This is a genomic window from Sporolactobacillus sp. THM19-2 (genome assembly GCF_004153195.1).
Classification (GTDB): domain Bacteria; phylum Bacillota; class Bacilli; order Bacillales; family Sporolactobacillaceae; genus Sporolactobacillus.
In genome coordinates this window covers 100,090-117,964 of the sequence record NZ_SEMC01000007.1, presented here as the reverse complement: position 1 = coordinate 117,964, position 17,875 = coordinate 100,090, and the positions used below count along the sequence as shown (strand labels likewise).

Annotated in this window: 22 protein-coding genes; 10 read left to right on the top strand and 12 right to left on the bottom strand. The window is 48.1% G+C overall.

Going from position 1 to position 17,875, the window contains the following annotated elements; translation table 11 throughout:
* On the bottom strand, window positions 1-164 hold a 164-nt coding region (locus tag EWH91_RS15005; protein WP_165364278.1), incomplete at its 3' end, for a helix-turn-helix domain-containing protein.
* A 98-nt stretch (window positions 165-262) separates the two neighbouring features.
* Here EWH91_RS15005 and EWH91_RS08005 point away from each other — a divergent pair.
* From EWH91_RS08005 to EWH91_RS07970, 8 genes are all read left to right on the top strand, one after another.
* The gene (locus tag EWH91_RS08005; RefSeq protein WP_129929510.1) at window positions 263-418 is read left to right on the top strand and encodes a DNA-binding protein; all 156 of its coding nucleotides are present in this window, start codon (window positions 263-265) and stop codon (window positions 416-418) included.
* Between the two features lie 48 nt (window positions 419-466).
* Window positions 467-679: a hypothetical protein gene (locus tag EWH91_RS08000; protein ID WP_206184309.1), complete on the top strand. Its 213-nt coding sequence runs from the start codon at window positions 467-469 to the stop codon at window positions 677-679.
* A 29-nt stretch (window positions 680-708) separates the two neighbouring features.
* On the top strand, window positions 709-1,173 hold the full coding sequence (locus EWH91_RS07995) for an ASCH domain-containing protein (RefSeq protein ID WP_129929509.1): 465 nt from the start codon (window positions 709-711) through the stop codon (window positions 1,171-1,173).
* Between the two features lie 74 nt (window positions 1,174-1,247).
* Window positions 1,248-1,739 carry a GNAT family N-acetyltransferase gene (locus EWH91_RS07990; protein WP_129929508.1) on the top strand — a complete coding sequence of 164 codons (492 nt, stop codon included), beginning with the start codon at window positions 1,248-1,250 and terminating at the stop codon, window positions 1,737-1,739.
* A gap of 35 nt (window positions 1,740-1,774) precedes the next feature.
* Complete coding sequence (locus tag EWH91_RS07985) at window positions 1,775-2,230, top strand: HIT family protein (RefSeq protein WP_129929507.1); 456 nt, start codon at window positions 1,775-1,777, stop codon at window positions 2,228-2,230.
* Window positions 2,231-2,699: 469 nt separating this feature from the next.
* On the top strand, window positions 2,700-3,509 hold the full coding sequence (locus EWH91_RS07980; RefSeq protein WP_129929506.1) for an ABC transporter permease: 810 nt from the start codon (window positions 2,700-2,702) through the stop codon (window positions 3,507-3,509).
* Window positions 3,510-3,525: 16 nt separating this feature from the next.
* On the top strand, window positions 3,526-4,323 hold the full coding sequence (locus tag EWH91_RS07975; RefSeq protein ID WP_129929505.1) for an ABC transporter ATP-binding protein: 798 nt from the start codon (window positions 3,526-3,528) through the stop codon (window positions 4,321-4,323).
* A gap of 2 nt (window positions 4,324-4,325) precedes the next feature.
* A complete protein-coding gene (locus tag EWH91_RS07970; RefSeq protein ID WP_129929504.1) occupies window positions 4,326-5,402 on the top strand; it encodes an ABC transporter substrate-binding protein in 1,077 nt (358 codons plus the stop codon).
* 42 nt (window positions 5,403-5,444) lie between these two features.
* Here EWH91_RS07970 and EWH91_RS07965 read toward each other — a convergent pair whose 3' ends face one another.
* The 5 genes from EWH91_RS07965 to EWH91_RS07945 all read right to left on the bottom strand — a co-directional run bounded on the left by EWH91_RS07965 (window position 5,445) and on the right by EWH91_RS07945 (window position 10,947).
* Window positions 5,445-6,821 (bottom strand): hypothetical protein, encoded by a 1,377-nt coding sequence (locus EWH91_RS07965; RefSeq protein WP_129929503.1) that lies wholly within the window; start codon window positions 6,819-6,821, stop codon window positions 5,445-5,447.
* Window positions 6,822-7,391: 570 nt separating this feature from the next.
* On the bottom strand, window positions 7,392-8,015 hold the full coding sequence (locus EWH91_RS07960) for a PepSY domain-containing protein (RefSeq protein WP_165364277.1): 624 nt from the start codon (window positions 8,013-8,015) through the stop codon (window positions 7,392-7,394).
* Window positions 8,016-8,124: 109 nt separating this feature from the next.
* Window positions 8,125-8,901: a PepSY domain-containing protein gene (locus EWH91_RS07955; protein WP_129929501.1), complete on the bottom strand. Its 777-nt coding sequence runs from the start codon at window positions 8,899-8,901 to the stop codon at window positions 8,125-8,127.
* Entirely contained in the window at window positions 8,898-10,262 is a 1,365-nt protein-coding gene (locus tag EWH91_RS07950) for a sensor histidine kinase (RefSeq protein WP_129929500.1), read from the bottom strand. The genes EWH91_RS07955 and EWH91_RS07950 overlap by 4 nt, the downstream gene beginning before the upstream one ends.
* Window positions 10,263-10,266: 4 nt before the next feature.
* The gene (locus EWH91_RS07945; protein WP_129929499.1) at window positions 10,267-10,947 is read right to left on the bottom strand and encodes a response regulator transcription factor; all 681 of its coding nucleotides are present in this window, start codon (window positions 10,945-10,947) and stop codon (window positions 10,267-10,269) included.
* A gap of 239 nt (window positions 10,948-11,186) precedes the next feature.
* Here EWH91_RS07945 and EWH91_RS07940 point away from each other — a divergent pair, with 239 nt between their 5' ends.
* Window positions 11,187-11,663: a flavin reductase family protein gene (locus tag EWH91_RS07940; RefSeq protein ID WP_129929498.1), complete on the top strand. Its 477-nt coding sequence runs from the start codon at window positions 11,187-11,189 to the stop codon at window positions 11,661-11,663.
* A 72-nt stretch (window positions 11,664-11,735) separates the two neighbouring features.
* Entirely contained in the window at window positions 11,736-12,779 is a 1,044-nt protein-coding gene (locus EWH91_RS07935; protein ID WP_129929497.1) for a threonine aldolase family protein, read from the top strand.
* A gap of 61 nt (window positions 12,780-12,840) precedes the next feature.
* On the opposite strand, the gene EWH91_RS07930 is transcribed toward EWH91_RS07935, so the two are convergent.
* From EWH91_RS07930 to EWH91_RS07905, 6 genes are all read right to left on the bottom strand, one after another.
* A complete protein-coding gene (locus tag EWH91_RS07930) occupies window positions 12,841-13,398 on the bottom strand; it encodes an AAA family ATPase (protein ID WP_129929496.1) in 558 nt (185 codons plus the stop codon).
* A gap of 14 nt (window positions 13,399-13,412) precedes the next feature.
* Window positions 13,413-13,922: an O-acetyl-ADP-ribose deacetylase gene (locus EWH91_RS07925; RefSeq protein ID WP_129929495.1), complete on the bottom strand. Its 510-nt coding sequence runs from the start codon at window positions 13,920-13,922 to the stop codon at window positions 13,413-13,415.
* Window positions 13,923-14,290: 368 nt separating this feature from the next.
* Entirely contained in the window at window positions 14,291-15,193 is a 903-nt protein-coding gene (locus tag EWH91_RS07920) for a sensor histidine kinase (protein WP_129929494.1), read from the bottom strand.
* A 13-nt stretch (window positions 15,194-15,206) separates the two neighbouring features.
* Window positions 15,207-16,013, bottom strand: coding sequence for an ABC-2 transporter permease (locus EWH91_RS07915; RefSeq protein ID WP_165364276.1), 807 nt, complete (start codon window positions 16,011-16,013; stop codon window positions 15,207-15,209).
* A complete protein-coding gene (locus EWH91_RS07910; RefSeq protein WP_129929492.1) occupies window positions 16,006-16,920 on the bottom strand; it encodes an ATP-binding cassette domain-containing protein in 915 nt (304 codons plus the stop codon). Before EWH91_RS07910 ends, EWH91_RS07915 begins: the two co-directional genes overlap by 8 nt.
* 88 nt (window positions 16,921-17,008) lie before the next feature.
* A complete protein-coding gene (locus tag EWH91_RS07905; protein ID WP_129929491.1) occupies window positions 17,009-17,674 on the bottom strand; it encodes a response regulator transcription factor in 666 nt (221 codons plus the stop codon).
* Between the last annotated feature and the right edge of the window lie 201 nt (window positions 17,675-17,875).

Genomic DNA, 17,875 nt, shown 5'->3' with positions numbered 1-17,875 from the left:
GCAAAAGCGTTAAGGAAAGAAGAGTCGGGATTGTTGTGGTATCGTTCAATCATCATGTTTAACATCTGATTCCACACAAAACGGTTGTAGCCAAAGTTTAATTTAATTTTAAGTTTTTGTTCTTTGTTAGGATATATTCTTAACTTTAAACCTTTTAATACCATTGTTGTTTCACCTCTTTTCTTTAACTATAATATATCATAATGTCATTATCTTGTAAATATTATGATTAAATGTTATTATAGTCACGAGGTGAAATGATATGAGTACGATAGCAAGTAACAAAACAAGAACACTATTGACCATTGAGAAAGACTTAAAGAAAGAGTTGGAACAAATAGCCGAAGAACAAAAAAGATCATTTAACAATTTAGTGATTACAGTATTGAAAAGATACGCCGATTCATCTCATGACTGAAGTCACGAGTGTTCTCGGCTAATAATAAATAACGATGAGCGAAATGTCATGCGGTATAAGAGGTACGAACAAAAATATGGGGCGTATGGCGTCTTCGAATTACCGGATGGTGCGATCCTGCGGCATCATAATGATGAACGTGTAAAAAGCTGGACAGACGGTTTTGAGGATTTAGTATATGAAAAGGTTGTTTACAGGACAATGAATGGACATTGTTCAAATGGTCTTGTTTACATAGGAAGAGGGAACAAAAATCAGTAGAATTTACCCAATCGGAGGAGCATATATCCATGACGAACGATAAAGCAATTCAGGCTTTCTGGAACGATTTTAAAAAGAGACAGGGGATCACGCATAACAACTATCAGGCCTGGGCGTTTGGCAATACACCTGAAATGGCTGATAAACTGGCTGATCTGGTCGTTAAAGGGTTAAAAACAGCAACAACTTCAGCCCGTGAACTCTATGAAAAAGGCGAACCCCTTCCGCAAGTGGGAGAGTTCAACATGATTCTTGATGGCAGCGGTGACCCGGTAGCGATGACCCGAACCGTTGTTGTAGAAACTGTTCCCTATCGCTTAGTCACCTGGGAGCATGCCTGGCACGAAGGGGAAGGGGATCGCACGCTGGCATATTGGCGCCGTGTCCATGAAGCCTTTTTCAAACAGGAATATGCTGAAGCCGGGCGGACGTTTACCGAAAACATACCATGTGTCTGTGAAGTTTTTGAATGGGTACAGACGAAGCATGATTGAAAAATCAATGGTGCTGGCTGCTGAAGCCCGCACAGGTATCGGGGGTGATCTAAGTATTTACATTAGTTGAACTGATGCCAGAACTTGAAGACAATTATAATGATTACTTGTCGGAATGGAAAGAGTACGGGGAAAGGATAGTTCCGGAGGCTTCGGACAAAGAAAGTCATACCTGGCCGCAATTCCTTGCGGGCCTGGAAGAGGGAAAAACCGATGCTGTGCGCAGGCGTGGCTGGGTTCCGGCGACCTTATACTTTTTAGCGGACGATTACATGCGCCTTTACGGAGCGGTGCAGTTGCGCCATGAACTGAATGATGCTTTACTTGAATTCGGCGGGCACATAGGCTATGGCATTCGCCCTTTGGAACGGCATAAGGGCTACGCAACCCTGATGCTGGCCATGGCACTTGATAAAGCACGCAACCTTCAACTCACACGTGTGCTCATCACTTGTGATAAGAAGAATACGGGTTCGGCGAAAACAATCATTAATAATGGTGGTATTCTTGAAAACGAGAGACAACATAAAGAACGGATCACTCAGCGCTACTGGATCGAACTGTAACAGACTGAAGAAAACAGCTGCCGGAGGTGACAGCCATGAACTGGAGAGAAAACAGAATTGAATCAGCAAGAAACGGAACGAATCCGATGGTTCTGGCTGAAATGAAAAGCGGCTACGCGGTCATTGGCGATACGCAGTTTCTGCCCGGCTATTGTGTCCTGCTTCCGAAAAAAGAAGTGTTCAGCCTGAATGATTTATCAGTCTCTGAACGTTCACAGTTTCTAACGGATATGAGCCTGATCGGAGACGTCATCATCGATGTCTGTCATCCGATACGTGTCAATTACGAGATCCTGGGCAATACTGACGCGCTTTTGCACGCCCATATTTTTCCCCGGTATGCGTGGGAAAAAGAAGAGCAAAGAAAAAAGCCGGTGTGGCTTTATGATGCCTCCAACTGGTCTGACGCAGACAAACAGTTCAACATGGAAAAACACGGAAAAATGAAAGATAAACTCGCCAGGAATCTGTCGGCCGTGTATGGAAAATGAATACCAGAATGATAAGAAGGAAAGGGGCACCCGTGCCGGCAAGGTCAGGAGGCAGAAATTGAAGCAAGCGATGAACCACCGATATAACAGTTTTTTTTACCATGAAAACTGCTTAAAACTCACGCATTATACAAAAATCAGGGATACCTTCACCATACAGGTATCCCTGATTTTATTTGCTTTCATTTTATCGATTCTTTAACAAATCTAAATCACACAGGCAAAAAAGTTTGAGTGACCGCTGTCATGGCCACATAGATCAGAGCTTCCTTATTTTTCACCTTTGATTCTACTGAAGAATATAAAAAGTTGAGTACACACGATTCAGGCAGCCCGCATGGCGTGTCCGGTCGAAAAACAAAGGTGAATTTTGTCCACTTCTGTTTTTCAGCCTTTCTTTATATATATAAATGATCAGATAAATCGAGGTGTGGTTCACTTGGAAAAGGAGACCGGCAGGATTGAAACCATGAGTGAACAGGATGCAAAAATGATTGAGGGTGAGCGCGAAGAATGGCGCAGACGCAGGCGGAGAGGACGGCTGAAGCAATCGCTGACGATTGCCTCACCCGTTTTCCTCTTGATGATCTGGGAAATACTCTCACGAACAAATCTTGTCGACGCCCGTTTCTTTCCGCCGCCGACTGAAATTATCGGTACCTTTATCGCTCTGATGGCATCCGGCGAACTGTTTAACCATTTAACAATCAGTCTGCTGCGGATCGCCGGCGGTTTTTTCCTCGGCGTCATTCCGGGCATCATCATCGGTCTGTTCATGGGTCTTTATAAGCCGGTAAAACTGTTTGTGCAGCCGATTGTCATGAGTCTGATGCCGATTCCGACCATTGCCCTGCTTCCGATTTTCATCATCCTGTTCGGGATTGGTGAAGTATCGAAAGTGATCACTATTGCAACAAGTGTCTTTTTTCCTGTCGTGATCAATTCAGCGGCGGGGGTGATGGGCATTGACAGCATCTACATGGATGTCGCAAGAAATTTCGGAGCAACAGGTAAGGACTATATGCTGAAAATTGCATTGCCCGGCGCACTGCCTGTCATGTTCGAAGGGATTCAGATGGGGCAGGCGATCGCCCTTCTGACGATCGTTGCCGCCGAAATGGTCGGCGCCACGTCAGGTATTGGTTACCTGATCTGGACCTCGTACAGTGCATTTGTCATGAAGGAAATGTACGTTGGTCTCGTTCTGATCTCTTTCTTCGGCTACCTGTTTTCGCTTGGCGTCCGCGCCCTGCAGAGCAGAATGGTCCCGTGGCAGTAAGAGGAGGAGAGATGCCATGTCAGATGTAAAAATCACTGTCGATGATGTTTCAAAAGTTTTTTATAAGAAGGGAGGCAGTACGGCTGCATTGCGCCATGTCACCCTCCAGGTACGGGAGGGGGAATTTGTCTGCCTGCTTGGACCGTCCGGCTGTGGTAAATCGACATTACTGCGTATCCTGGCCGGCCTGGAAAAGCCGAGTTCAGGCTCTTTTACGATCCGGCCCGGTTCCAGAGACCGCCCGCTTCAGTCGATGGTTTTTCAGGAAAACGGGGTCATTCCCTGGATGACGGTGTGGGAAAATGTGGCATTTGGGCTGAAAGTCCGCGGTGCCCCAGGATCGGTCGTCCGCTCCCGTGTGGAGGAATATCTGGAAAAGACCGGTCTGAGCGAGTCCGCCCGTCTATATCCGAAAGAATTGTCCGGCGGAATGAAGCAGCGGGTATCAATCGCCCGGGCTTTTGCCAATGACCCGGAAATTTTGTTGATGGATGAACCCTTTGCCTCACTTGATGAACAGAATAAGATCATACTGCAGGAGGAACTGCTCACTATATGGGCGGAGACGAAAAAAACCATTGTCTTTATCACGCATAACATCGATGAAGCACTGCTTCTGAGCGACCGGATGGAACTGATGTCGGCCCAGCCGGGGACGATAACAGAGTCTGTCGATGTCCGTCTCGGTCGTCCGCGGACCATTGAAAAGGTGCGCGCGGACAGTGGCATGGCGAAGCTGTTTGTGAAGATTCACCATCATTTGCGGCAGGAAGTCACGGCTTCCCGCACGGCAAAAAATAAGGAGGATATGTAAAGATGTCCAGATGGCTGAAGGGATTTTTCATTCTCACACTGATTTTTCTTGTAGCATGCGGGAGTGATCAGACTGACGATAAGCCGGCAAAAAAAGTCGATCTGCCGGGGGATCTCGCGCCGCTTAAAGAGCGGGCAAAAGTCGTGATTGCCGAAGACGGGTCGGCCTCAGGGGCAGGATTTTATATTGCGGAGAAGCTGGGCTACTTTGATGCTTATAACATTGACGTCTCTTTTACCACTTTTACAAACAGCGATGATATGCTTCCGGCACTGGCTTCAGGTAAAATCGATATTGCCGGCGGTATTTCTTCGGCTTCCTTCTTTAATTCCATCGCTCAGGGCATCAATGTGAAGATGATTGGCGACAAAGGACATAATCTCCCGGGAAATGCCTATTTCAGTTTCGTCATTGGCAAGGATAAGCAGGATGAGATTAAAGATTATCAGGATCTGAAGGGAAAGAAAGTAGCTGTTTCCACAGAAAATGCGGTGGATGACTACATCTATCAGAAAATGCTGGAAAGTGCCGGGCTGACGCGGAAGGATGTCACATTTGTGCTGATGCCGGACTTCGGCAATATGCTTTCGGCGATTGCCAACGGATCGATTGATGCGGCGCTGCAGATTGAGCCGGAGATCACGAAAGGCGTCAGCGACGGGATTCATGTCCGGCTCGGTGATGCGACGGATTTTGCCCCGGATGCCCAGATCGCCATGGTGCTGGCTTCACCGGAATTTGCCTCTGACCGGCGCGATGTTGCGGTTCGCTTTATGGCAGCCTATATTCAGGCGCTTCGGGATTATAATGATGCTTTTGTAAAAAAAGGTGAAAACCTCAATCAGATCATCGACATCATGACGGAATATACGCCGCTGGATGATAAAGAACAGTGGAAGCAAGTCGCGGTGACGGGCCTTGATCCGGATGGACGGCTGCGGGTTGAAAATATTGCTGATCAGTACCAGTTTTATCAGGACAGAGGAGCAATTGTCGGCAAGGTGAATATGGAGGATGCTGTAGACATGAGCATCGTCGAAGAAGCGCTGAAACATATCGGGACCTATGACAAGAAGTAAAATGGACGGGTGAGGGGAGAACTCACCCGTATTTTTTCCAAATCATAACAGCGTATAGAGCAGTTGAATCATCACGGTCAGCATCACGAGATAACGCCACGTAAAGGAGAAGTTCCACTTCGACAGGGTGAACGGCTTTTCATCAACGATTCCGGACATCATACTGAGAGTCGCATTATAAGGTCCCATCAGAAAAGCCGGAACCGCGCTGCCGAGCATGGCCACGGTGATGACAACAGGTGTGTGAAAAAAAGAACCGGAGTGAACAGAACCGGCTATCAGGGCGAGACTGACCGCCGGATGCAGCCCGAGAAAAGCCAGGGCGAACGGGATCAGCGGCAGAACCACCAGAAAAACGCGCAGATCTGTCCGGCGGATGACGATGGCCACCCATTCAGTCAGGGTCGCATCTGCTCCGGAAACGTGAAGTGTGGTGATGAAGAATCCCGCGGACAGAAAGATAAAGAACGGATGGACCATTTTCGGCAGCCAGGTGTTGAAATGATGCCGGACAGCCGGGAAGAAGAGCGCTCCCCGCCTGATCAGCAGGCACCAGATGCCGGAAAAAGGCAGAACCAGCAAGGTGACAAGGAAAAGGAAGCTCTGTTTCAACCATTGATCAAGAAGGATAATCAGCCCGTTCAGAATGATCAGCGCCACGGGAATGTGAATCAGTCGGTACGGACGATCACGCAACGCCCGGGCAGCTGCAACTTCTGTTCGGGTATTTCTTACGGGTCCGGATTCGGCCCGTCTGAGTATCAAACCTGCCGTCAGCCAGTCCAGAGTCAGCCCGGCGGCACTGAGCCCAATCAGGTAAGGCAGCACAGGCGCATATTCAGTACCGGTCAGATCAAGAACGGTGCCGACGATCGGCGTCAGCGGACTCCAGACAAGCGGCATCGCGTAGCCATGTGTGATGGCCCGGGTCAGAAAACGTTTCTTTTTCCCGATCGGATAATCCCCTGCGGAGCGGGCAATGGTATCATAAGTGAGCGGGAGCGCGGCAAGATTCATAAATGAGCTGAAGAGATAAGCAGCTGCCGAGGTCAGTAGATACAGACTGTTTGTTCCGCGGAGCCTCTTTCTGACCAGGTGACGGATCTGTTCCGCATAATCGCCAAAACGGACAGGAAAGGTGAGGATCGGAATGAAGGCAAAAAGGGTGACCATCTGGATCATGTCTCCAAATGAGGTGACGTACGCTGCTGGCGTGATACCGGAACGGGCCAGAAGAAGGATGCCGCCAGCGAGAAAACCGAGCCCGAAAAACAAGACAGGTCCACGGACGGCAGGCAGACTGGTGAGAACGGCAAGCAGGCAGAGTACGGAGACCGCAGTGTCCGGAAAATCAGAGGCGGGGAGGAGTGTGGCGGCTATATAGCTCAGCATAGCGGCCAGATATAAAAAACGATTCATCATCCACCCCTCCCGCGTGTCTCTTTAGCCTTATCATGCATCGAAAAGCAAAAATAATCCGGACGCGCAGATCCGTGGCGGCAGGGGGGGACGTTATCCGCTGTTAATGAAAATTTCCTTCCGGCCGAAATCTCGTGCCTGTAAATATAATCCTTCTGCTTAATAAGAGGAGATTTTCCGCTTAAATGCAAAATAGAACGGGTTTCGAAGTCTAATAAGCGGAAGATTTCCGATTAGGCAATGAATAAGCCCCCCTTTTTATGGCATTTGAGATAATAGGCGGAATTCCTCCGTCTATTGCAGCTCGCTGTTATCCTTTTTACTTAAGTTAAGCGGAATTTTTCCGCCTAATGTATAGAGCCGCCTGGCAGTAGTGCCGGGCCTGCTTTCTGCGCAACTTCCGCAATCGGCCGGGCAAAAACATATCCCGCATGAACGGGCAGTTCCCCCTCAGGGTTATGAAGGGAAACGAACAGGCCCCGGTGGGGATCACTGCCCGTAGCAGCCCGATGGGTTTAACGAACAAAATCAGTGGGGGATGAAGAAAGCCCCACTGATTGATTTTTCACTTTAATCCTCTTCATCATCTTCGTCATCGTCGTGTTCACCGTCATCATCATGCTCGCCTTCATCATCATCTTCAGCGCTCTCTCTGTCATCGTCATCATTGTCGTCATCATCACGTTCAGCGGTTACTTTTCCGGTTTTGCCGTCTACAGTGACTTCTTTTTCGTGGTGGTTCCTGTCGCCAATCTCGACTTCATATTCCACTTTTCCGTCATCACTGTCCCGGTCCAGTTCGGTAACCTTCCCGGGGATTGCTTTCACAGCCGCTTCTGCCGCCTGATCAGCAGAGATGACATCAGTTTCCGGCGTCCTCTGCGTCTGCTTTTTAGCATCATCATCTCTCGAATCGTCATCATTTTCGACGCGGCCGTCATCGCCTTTCAGATCGTCGTCGTTTTCTGCGCGGCTGTCGTCCTTCAGATCATCGTCATTTTCAGCGCGGGTATCGTCGCCTTTCAGATCGACGTCATTTTCTGCACGACCGTCGTCGCCTTTCAGATCATCATCAGTATAGACGACGGCTTCATCTGCCCGGGATACATCCGGGGAACTTGCAAGTAAGCTGAAAGTGGTGCCTGCCAGAATGAATACCCCGAGAATTGCCAATGCTGCCAGAATTTTTTTCATTTCCATTTCCTCCTTGTTTTCTGGTACATTTTTATCTTAGTCAGAGGAGATTAATGGAAAGCGAGCGTAAGATGAGAAAATGATGAGAAAGTGGAGACTTATATCAGGATCAATCTTCTTCGTCGATTTCATTTTCATCCTGTTCATTTTCACTTTCATCCGTTTCATCATCTGCGTCGTCATCATTCCAGCTGATCGAGGTTTTCCCACTGTAGGCATGGACATAGACATCTGCCGTCCCCTTACCGGATTGAATGGTTACCTGATATTCATATTGATCATCATTTTCTTCAAGGCGGGACCGGATGACGGTTCCTTTCACTTTTTTTAGTGCGAGCGTTCGTGCTTCCTGTTCACTGATCACAGTCTTTGGTTTTTTCTGCTCCGGGGCAGGCAGCGCCTGTTCGCTTATAACGGCTCCGTCTGCCGCACCAATCTTCAGTTCGGTGGTGTTACTGCCTGAGCGGGTCCGGACAGTGTAGACCGCCCGGCCCTCCAGTTCACCTTTTTCAACAGACAGAATGGCTCCACCGGTTCGCTTTGTCGCAATGGATCCTGCCTGTTTTTCGGTGATCGTCTCAGGCGCGGGTGCGACAGATGAGGCGTTCTTTGTTTTTTTCAAAGCCACAGTACTTCCGGTTTCGGCGTCAAGCGCTAGCTGGTACTCCCCGCGCGGATGCCTGAGAAGCATGATGTACACCTCACGTCCATTTTCATTCTTCAGCCCGACTGAAAGGATTTTTCCACCATATCGTTCAACGGCGGCGCTTGTGATCCGGTCTTCAGGAATCCGTTCCCCATAATCCATGGCCAATGCAAAACCGGCCGCAATAATCAGGATGCAAGCGGTCAGGCCGGCGATCCACCCTGCTTTTTTCTTCTTCATTTATTCAACTCCCTGTGAAGTGGCAGAAGGACAATGACACACGTCCCGATTCCTTCGACACTTTGCAGTTTCATCCGGCCTTTATGGGCGGAAACAATATGCCGTGCAATGGCCAGACCGAGTCCTGATCCACCGGTTTCCCGGCTGCGCACTTTATCTACACGGAAAAAGCGGTCGAACACTTTCTCCTGATCTTTTTCAGGAATACCTGTGCCACGGTCTTCCACTCTGATTTCAAGGGAATTATCGTCAGTCCCAATCCGGATGGTGATCGACTCTTTGCTGTACTTGATGGCGTTGTCGAGTAAGATCACGAGCAGCTGGCGGATTTTCGCCACATCCATGTCGCAAGGCAGGCTGGTAAACGTGGAGATCGTCCGGATGTGTCGATCGTATACCTTTCCCATCTGCCGTCCCGTTTCATCTGCGAGCCGGATGATATCGACCCGCGTCACGTCAAGGGTCCATTCATCATCACTCTGTGCAAGCAGCAGCATCTGTCCGATCAGGGACTTCATCCGGAGGGCTTCCGAATGGATCGCCTGGATGGCTTCATCCAGTACGTCCGGCTTTTCACGGCCCCAGCGTTTCAACAGCGCAGCGTAACTTTCGACGACGGTCAGCGGAGTTTTCAGTTCATGTGAGGCATCTGAGACAAACTGCTTTTGTTTTTCAAAACTGTGCTCCAGTCGGTCAATCATCCGGTTAAAGGTATCTGCCAGCTGCTGCAGCTCATCTTTTGATTTGTTTTTCCATTTGATTTTCTGCATCTGGTCCCCCTGCTGAATTTTCTCCATTGTCCGGATCATGGCATGAATCGGATTGAGAATCAGCCGGCTCAGCATCTGAGTGGTGAAAAGAATTGGAATCAGGATGATCAGAGAGGTCAGGGCGAGTACAATCTTCAGCAGGTTCATGTTTCGGCGGATGGCATCGATGTTCTGGATGACCTCGAGACTGACAATGGATCCGTCGCGCCAGATCATCGGAACAGAGGCGATGACAGAAAGTTTGCCTCCAATCTCCTCCGTGCGCTTCGTCTCTCGATCGTGAAAAACAGTTGGAACCCGGTTATAGGAAGAATCGGTTGCAGCCGCAATTTTCACTTTTGCAGCCCTGGTCACCAGGCGGATCATGCCGTCTTCAGGCAGATAGCCGCGGATCAGGTGCTCCGGGTCCACCTGCGCGGCGTTTTCTGCATTCAGCGTGATCATGATGTTGCCCGCCTGCCGGGCGACCCGATCCTGTTCGCCGTGGACGGTCATGGTGTAAAAAAGCAGATAAATGGCCAGGTTTGTCACAAGCAGGGTGATCAGAACCAGTCCGGTGGTGAGCACCTGAATCCTTGTTTTCAGCTTCATCACATTACTCCTTCAGAACGTAGCCGATACCGCGTACCGTATGGATCAGAGGCGCGTCGAACCCCGCATCCACTTTTTTCCTCAGATAACGAATATAAACGTCAACGACATTGGTGTCCCCGTAATACGCATAACCCCAGACGTGCTGCAAAATCTGCTCCCGATTAAGAACCTGCCTGTGGTGCCTGATCAGGAAAAGCAGCAGATCAAATTCACGTGGCGTAAGCTCAACGGACTGGTCACCACGCAGGACTTCCCGTGTTGACGGATTGAGCGTGAGGTCACTGACTTTCAGGATTTCATCTTCTTCCTGATTCGTGTGGAGGGTCCTCAGGCAGGCCCGGATACGTGCCAGCAATTCTTCAATCACAAACGGCTTGGTAATGTAATCGTTCGCCCCCTGGTCGAGCCCGCTGACCTTATCGATCACGGAATCTCTCGCCGTGACCAGAATCACCGGTAAGCGTTTATCTTTCGCGCGAATACGCCGCAGCACTTCCATGCCGTTCAGTTGCGGGATCATGACGTCCAGCAGAATCAGATCCCAGCCGCCGTTCTGAAACTCTTCCAGAGCCCTTTCTCCGGTTTTGACTTTTTCAACGGAATAGCCTTCGTGCTCCAGTTCCAGCTGGATCACACGGGCAATTTTTTCCTCATCTTCAACAATCAGAATGTGTTTGTTCAACCGCTTCCCCTCCTGATCTGACGATCTACAGTCATTTTACTGGAAAATCGCTTACAGGTACCAACAGAGCGATCAGGATGCATGTTCAGTGTACGAAATTTGTCAAAGAAAACGATGAAAAACAGATGAAAATCTGATGAGAAACCGCAGCCGGACACTGGAATTGGCACAGGAGATTGACCTATAATAAACTGTGAATATGACGAAATAGTGAAAATAGATCAGAGGGGAGATTGAAAATGGATAAAAAAGCAAAAAAGCTGGCGCTGCGCGGCATTACATACGGGCTGTATCTGATTGGGACAAAAGATGACAGCGGGGTGAACGCCTTTGCCGGAAACTGGCTGACCCAGACCTCGTTCGAACCGCCGCTGGTTGCGCTTGCTGCCAAAGCTGGCAGCCGGTCGCAGCAGCAGATTGCCGCATCCAGTGTGTTCACCGTGAACATACTCGAGACAGGGCAGAAGAATATGGTCATGGCCTTTTTCAAAGCGCTTGAACCGGAAGAGCACAAACTGGCCGGTTATGAATTCTATACCCGGGAAACCGGATGTCCGATTTTTAAGGATGCACTCAGTTATTTTGAATGTAAAGTCACAGATCGTATCGAAAAAGGCGATCATTTCATCTATATCGGCGAAGTGATCAATGCCGGCGTACATCGTGAAGGCGATCCGCTGACGATGAAGGAAACCGGTTTTTATTATGGGGGATAAGCATGGAGACCGGATCCACTGATCTCATCATAGAGTCTATGAAAAAATGAACAGCTGAGATGGAGGAAGGGCATGTACAGTTTCAAAAATGATTATAGTGAAGGCGCGCATCCAAGCATTCTCGAAGCATTAACCGCAACGAATCTGGAACAGAGCGAAGGCTACGGGGAGGATGTTTACTCGCAGCAGGCGATCAGTCAGCTGAAGAAGCGGCTCGGCCGGGACGACGCAGCGATTCATTTCCTGACTGGAGGGACCCAGGTCAATTTAACGGCGATATCCGCCTTTCTCCGTCCGCATGAAGCAGCCATTGCAGCGAAAAGCGGTCATATTAATGTTCATGAGACAGGAGCGATTGAAGCAACCGGTCATAAAGTTGTGATCGCTCCGTCAGATGATGGCGGGAAGCTGACCCCTGCGGATATCAGGAAAGTTCTGGAAATCCATGAAGATGAGCATATGGTGAAGCCAAAACTCGTCTATATCTCCGACACAACGGAAGTGGGCGCCATTTATAAGAAAAAGGAACTCGAAGCGCTGCACGATTTCTGCACTGCCCATCATCTGCTCCTTTATCTGGATGGAGCGCGTCTCGGTTCCGCCCTTACTGCGAAGGGAAACGATCTGCGGCTGAGCGATCTGCCGCAACTGACCGACGCCTTCTATATTGGCGGGACGAAAAACGGGGCACTGCTTGGCGAAGCACTCGTGATCGTCAATCCCGACTTAAAAGAAGACTTCCGCTATATGATCAAGCAGAAGGGGGCGATGCTCGCCAAAGGCAGGCTGATCGGTATTCAGTTTCTGGAACTGTTTCGTGACAGCCTGTATTTTGACCTTGCCGCACATGCCAACCATATGGCCGAAAAACTGTGCAACGGCATTGAAAAAGCCGGGTTCAGCTTCCTGACGCAGTCCCCGTCGAACCAGATTTTCCCCATCTTTCCCAATGCACTTATTGATGAGCTGCGGAAAAACTACGCTTTTTACATCTGGTCGAAGATTGATGAGGATCAGTCATCCGTAAGGCTCGTGACTTCGTGGGCAACAAAAGAAGAAGCCGTCGATGCATTTCTTAAAGATGTGGACAAATATGTAAAAGACGTAAATCAGTAACCATCCTTCTGTGCAGTGATAGTTAATGAAAAAGGTCCGGACGTCAGCCCGGGCCTTTTTATCACAAATCGAATTGTTGCTGAATGATTTGCGCTGCTTTTTCCGGACTGAGATGCATCGTATTGATCCGTAGATAATTTTTCTCCCGGATTTCTCCGTCATGTGAGTTCAGACGATACCTTTTCAGTGAATCGAGCAGATCCTGTTCGGACTGGCTGATATTGCGTTTCGTTGGTTTGTGATTCAGCCGGTTCGGTGTCCGGTTACGCCTCAGTCTCTCTTTAACGTCAGCTTCCAGTTCCACAAAATAGATCTCTCCGCCGGTTTCCCTGAAGATCCGGCAGATGGTTTCCACATGATCCCAGTCTTCCTGCTGATTGAAGGCCCACACCGTGGTGAATATGATCCCGTACAGGTTGCTTTTTGCTACCGACCTGAAGATTTCTTTACGGAACAGGTGGCACAACTGCCACATTTCAGGAGTAAACCCAAACAGCGGGACAAGCAGATCAATCGTCATATGGTTGTGGAACAATTTCAGACCGGTCTTTTTCGCAAGTTCCTGACCGACTGTCATTTTTCCTACGGCCTGAGGGCCGAACAGCAGGACAAATTTCAATAGATCTCCCCCCGTTATTGAGAAGCCTGCGCCTGATCGTAAGCCGCTTTTGTTTCTTCATCAAAACAGACCATCAGGACACGTTCAACGTACTGTGAGTGTGTCAGAAAAGTGCGGATGGTTCGGACAGCAATCGTGGCTGCCTGTTCGAGCGGAAAATGATAGACACCTGTGCTGATCGAGGGAAAAGCGACCGTACGACATTGATGGCTCTCCGCCAGCTCAAGACTGTTTCGGTAGTTGCTTTCCAGAAGTTTCGCTTCCCCCTTATGCCCGCCATGCCAGATCGGACCGGGGGTGTGAATGACATAACGCGCAGGCAGCCGATACCCTTTCGTGATTTTAGCCTCTCCTGTCCGGCACCCGTGCAGCGCCCGGCAGGCTTCGAGCAGCTGAGGACCGGCAGCCCGGTGAATCGCACCATCCACACCGCCCCCGCCCAGTAAGGTGGTATTGGCCGCATTGACAATGGCATCGGCATGGACAGTGGTAATATCTGCAAGTATGATCTCAAGTGATTTCATCGTTTATTGTCAGCCTCCTGAATGCGCTTATCTAACATTATACAGTAATTCGAAAGCACCAGAGATCATCATTAAAAAACCCAGTCCTCGTTATAATGAATGTACAGGCGTTCAGAAGCTCAGAACGAGCAGATTGAACACTTTCCCTGCACGGGAAAGATCTGTTTCGTGAGCCGGGAGTACAGCCATGCAACAGGCAATCGTAAACATAAGCTGCTTTACTTAACTTATGGTGCAAATCGGAAGTTGAAAGATTGCTGGATTAATATAGAAAGTATGCAAATTTCTGTGAAAGGTGGTGTAAGAACAACTAAGGCTCAGCCAGCGCCAGAGGCCAGGCTGAGCCAAGCTTTTCTTCAAAATCAAGTTTAATTAACACCCGTGATGTCCTCTGAAAAAATGATACAAATGATCAGTCTACCCTCCTGATACTCCGCTGAAATAGTTCCTCCCATCTGCTCGGTCAGACGCTTTGCGATAGACAGCCCCAGCCCTGTTGCATTTCTGCCGGTTTCGACTGTATAAAATCGGTCGAAGAGTCTGCCGACCATGACTGGTGTCAATTCCCTGGCTGTGTTGGAAAAAACAATTTTCCCATTTTCCTCCATGGATACCGAAAAATCTCCATCGCTGTATTTTAATGCGTTTCCAATAATATTTGCAAAAACCCGCGAAAGGTCAAAATGGCTCAACAGCCGTTTCACTCTATGTTTCGGCATCTGAACCGTCGGTGTAATCTCTCTCTGCTGCATTGCCCCATAATAAGAAACAAGACTTTCTTCCAGCACACTGCCCATATCTACGATTTCATGTTTCTCATCCGAGTTGGACAGAATGACAGAATATCGGAACAATTCCTCAGTCAGCTGCTTCATGTCTTCCGTGCGTTTCACGATCACGGAGAGATACCGCGTCGTGTTCTCACTGTTCTCTTCTTGCTGCAACAAATCTAAATAGCCGCAGATGGCTGTAAGCGGAGTACGCAGATCGTGAGAAATATTTGTGACAGCTTCCTTCAACTCCTGGTCGCCCTGCTGAAACCGCAAATGTTCTAAACGGAGATCCCGCAGTGAACGATTGATTTCCGCTGCCAGCTTTCGCATCTTCCGATCACGGCTGGAAATATCGATCAGCGTGTTGGTATCACTGTAGAGACGCTGCTTAAACGCTTTTCGGATTTCATCTGCAGATTTTCGCAACAAATATATTTTTACAAGCAGAAAGAATATAGTGATTAGAGCAGAACCTGATAACGTCCATAACCAAAGCATTTTGTTTTTTCCTTTACTTTAAGTCTTTTTTCCGGAACAGGAATACACCCAATCCGGAAGAAATAATGATCGTTCCTGTAGAAAAAAGTGGCAACTGCACGATCTCTTTTGAAGATTGTATGGTAATCTGCATGCCCTGACAAGGAAGAATCAAATTATAGAGAAAGCGGTACATTTCTCGCTTTATACCAGTAAGATAATTGGGATTCGGCTTCTTTGACTGCATCTCCGCGGTATGACTAACATCAACAGAACTTTTGTAGTATTCCGGCTCAGACAGCCTTGACTGAATTGTAATTGAAGGTGCAAACAACGCAAGGAAAAGCAGGATACAGACAACGGCTGAAGTCGCCTTATTTGTGAGAAGCATTCCTATAATCGTGTAGATCGAAGCAAAAGCAAAAATCATCATAACTGCCGCAAATGAGTAGAGAACCATGTGTTTCATTCCGAACTGAAAGAAACCCAGTCTTGGGCAGCCTGCGACAAGGACAGCCAGCACGTAAGAAAGGGCAATTAGAAGGCAGGCAGCGAAATTTACAATCAAACTGGAAAAATAGACAGTCGCCCTGGTATGTCCGACAATGATTTTATTCCGAAGCGTCCCATCGCTGTATTCCGTCCCCATGAACAGGCTGCAAAAAACAGCACTCGGAATGCCAATCACAACGGCAAAGGCAAAAAAGATGGCCTCAAGTGGCGCATTTGTATCTGTTCTCAAGGAAATTACAGCACCGTATAAAAACATAAATGCACAGGCAATCCAGAATGGCTTGTCCCGCCAAAGACGCATAAAACCCACAGATATCAGCTTATTCATGGGCTCCTCCTCCTGACAAACCGATATAGTAGCTTTCGAGACTCTCATCGTGATCATGCAGAGAAAGAATTTCGCAATGCTCTTTTGCAAGTGCAAGCACTAACTCAGTGATATTGACCTCGCCGTAAATATCAGTTTCGCTGTCGGAAAAAATGTTGTATTCCAGATCCATGGTATCCAGCACATGTGTAAGAACTCCGAGCTTTGTTACTTTTAACCGCATACACTTCCGGCAGGCAGCCTCCAGCTCCCCGCTACTTAGTTCTTTGACCATGCGTCCATTTTCAATGAATCCGTAATGGGTGACGAGTCTGGAAAGCTCATCCAGAATATGACTGGAAATCAGGACTGTGATCTGCCGTTCACGGTTCAGTTTCAAGATTAACTCTCGTATTTCAATAATGCCCTGTGGATCAAGACCGTTGATCGGTTCGTCTAAAATCAGAAAATCCGGATCACCGGAGAGCGCCACTGCAATTCCAAGCCGCTGCCGCATACCGAGAGAAAAGTTTCTTGCCTTTTTGTTCCCAGTGTGTGCAAGACCTACTAAGGCAAGCAGTTCCGGAATACCCTCAAACGACGGAAGCCCCAAAATGCGGTACTGCGCTTTGAGATTTTCTTTAGCGGTCATATCCAGATAAATAGAAGGAGTTTCCACTATTGCGCCCATTCTCCGCCTGGATTTTGTGATTTCTTTCTGAGTGTTTTGGGTTCCATACAGAGTATATTCGCCTGCTGTCGGCTCCTGCAATCCACAGATCGTACGGATCAGCGTCGTCTTTCCCGCACCGTTTTTGCCCACAAAACCGTAGATTGACCCCTTTGGCACATGCATGGTAAGACCATTTAATGCCTTGAAGTTTCCATACCGTTTTTGTAGCGCATTAGTTTGCAAAACATATTCCATAATCCAGCCTCCTCGTTTTCAATACCAACAGCATAAAACAAAATAGTTAATCTGCCGGTAAAGAAAACCGTAAAGAAACAGTAAAGATCTATGCTTCACGCATTTTGAAACCAATTCCCCAGACCGCTTCAATATAGTCCTTACCACTGGCCTCCCGCAGTTTTTTGCGCAGATTACTGATGTGAACCTTGAGAGAGCTTTCCATACAGTCAGGTGTTTCTCTGCTAATTTTATCCAGCAGAGTGGATTTTGTAATCACTTGATTTGGATTCTGCATTAACAGTTTCAGGATGGCATATTCCGTCCTTGTAAGGTGAATATCTGTACCGTTTGCCGTGAGCCTGCGAGTAGCGATGTCCAGTTCAAGATCAAGAAATTTCAAAAAAGATCGTTCATTCGCCGCTGGAACTTTACGAAGCTGAACAGCAATTCGTGCAAGAAGCTCTTTTGTGTCAAACGGTTTTGTGACATAATCCGCCGCGCCTCCAAGAAGGAGGCTCACCTTGTCCTGTACATCTACTTTGGCGCTTATCACAATGACCGGTATGCCTTTGATGCGTGGCAATACTTCTTCACCTGAAAGACCAGGGAGCATCAAGTCGAGTAAGATCAAATCAGGATGCTTTTCAGAAAGCAAATAGACTGCTTCTGTTCCCGAATAGGCGTGAAATACAGCGTAACCTTCCTTTTTCAATACTTCTTCAAGCATGTTGCCTATGTATACGTCATCATCTATAACAGCTATCGTATTCATATTGTGACTCCTTTCGTTCGGCATCGAAGCATATCCGGTGGGGGATTAAAAAATGAAATCGGGGCAATTCCACTAAAGTATAGAACCAATTACATAGGGTTTGCTGAACCAATCCAGATTTTCGACAATTTTCAGACAGTTTTGGGTCCGAAAACCCCGCAGGGTATTTGTGAAAAACTTAAAAAAGCGCAAAGAAGCTCT

Coding starts and splice junctions, on each gene's coding strand:
- EWH91_RS07975 (WP_129929505.1), top strand. CDS start 3,526: ATGTCAGATGTAAAAATCACTGTCGATGATGTTTCAAAAGTTTTTTAT.
- EWH91_RS07955 (WP_129929501.1), bottom strand. CDS start 8,901: ATGAAGAAGAAAAAAGCAGGGTGGATCGCCGGCCTGACCGCTTGCATC.
- EWH91_RS08000 (WP_206184309.1), top strand. CDS start 467: ATGCGGTATAAGAGGTACGAACAAAAATATGGGGCGTATGGCGTCTTC.
- EWH91_RS07990 (WP_129929508.1), top strand. CDS start 1,248: ATGCCAGAACTTGAAGACAATTATAATGATTACTTGTCGGAATGGAAA.
- EWH91_RS07960 (WP_165364277.1), bottom strand. CDS start 8,015: ATGAAAAAAATTCTGGCAGCATTGGCAATTCTCGGGGTATTCATTCTG.
- EWH91_RS07980 (WP_129929506.1), top strand. CDS start 2,700: ATGAGTGAACAGGATGCAAAAATGATTGAGGGTGAGCGCGAAGAATGG.
- EWH91_RS07925 (WP_129929495.1), bottom strand. CDS start 13,922: ATGAAATCACTTGAGATCATACTTGCAGATATTACCACTGTCCATGCC.
- EWH91_RS07950 (WP_129929500.1), bottom strand. CDS start 10,262: ATGAAGCTGAAAACAAGGATTCAGGTGCTCACCACCGGACTGGTTCTG.
- EWH91_RS07995 (WP_129929509.1), top strand. CDS start 709: ATGACGAACGATAAAGCAATTCAGGCTTTCTGGAACGATTTTAAAAAG.
- EWH91_RS07910 (WP_129929492.1), bottom strand. CDS start 16,920: ATGGAATATGTTTTGCAAACTAATGCGCTACAAAAACGGTATGGAAAC.
- EWH91_RS07935 (WP_129929497.1), top strand. CDS start 11,736: ATGTACAGTTTCAAAAATGATTATAGTGAAGGCGCGCATCCAAGCATT.
- EWH91_RS07905 (WP_129929491.1), bottom strand. CDS start 17,674: ATGAATACGATAGCTGTTATAGATGATGACGTATACATAGGCAACATG.
- EWH91_RS07920 (WP_129929494.1), bottom strand. CDS start 15,193: ATGCTTTGGTTATGGACGTTATCAGGTTCTGCTCTAATCACTATATTC.
- EWH91_RS07915 (WP_165364276.1), bottom strand. CDS start 16,013: ATGAATAAGCTGATATCTGTGGGTTTTATGCGTCTTTGGCGGGACAAG.
- EWH91_RS07965 (WP_129929503.1), bottom strand. CDS start 6,821: ATGAATCGTTTTTTATATCTGGCCGCTATGCTGAGCTATATAGCCGCC.
- EWH91_RS07940 (WP_129929498.1), top strand. CDS start 11,187: ATGGATAAAAAAGCAAAAAAGCTGGCGCTGCGCGGCATTACATACGGG.
- EWH91_RS08005 (WP_129929510.1), top strand. CDS start 263: ATGAGTACGATAGCAAGTAACAAAACAAGAACACTATTGACCATTGAG.
- EWH91_RS07970 (WP_129929504.1), top strand. CDS start 4,326: ATGTCCAGATGGCTGAAGGGATTTTTCATTCTCACACTGATTTTTCTT.
- EWH91_RS07985 (WP_129929507.1), top strand. CDS start 1,775: ATGAACTGGAGAGAAAACAGAATTGAATCAGCAAGAAACGGAACGAAT.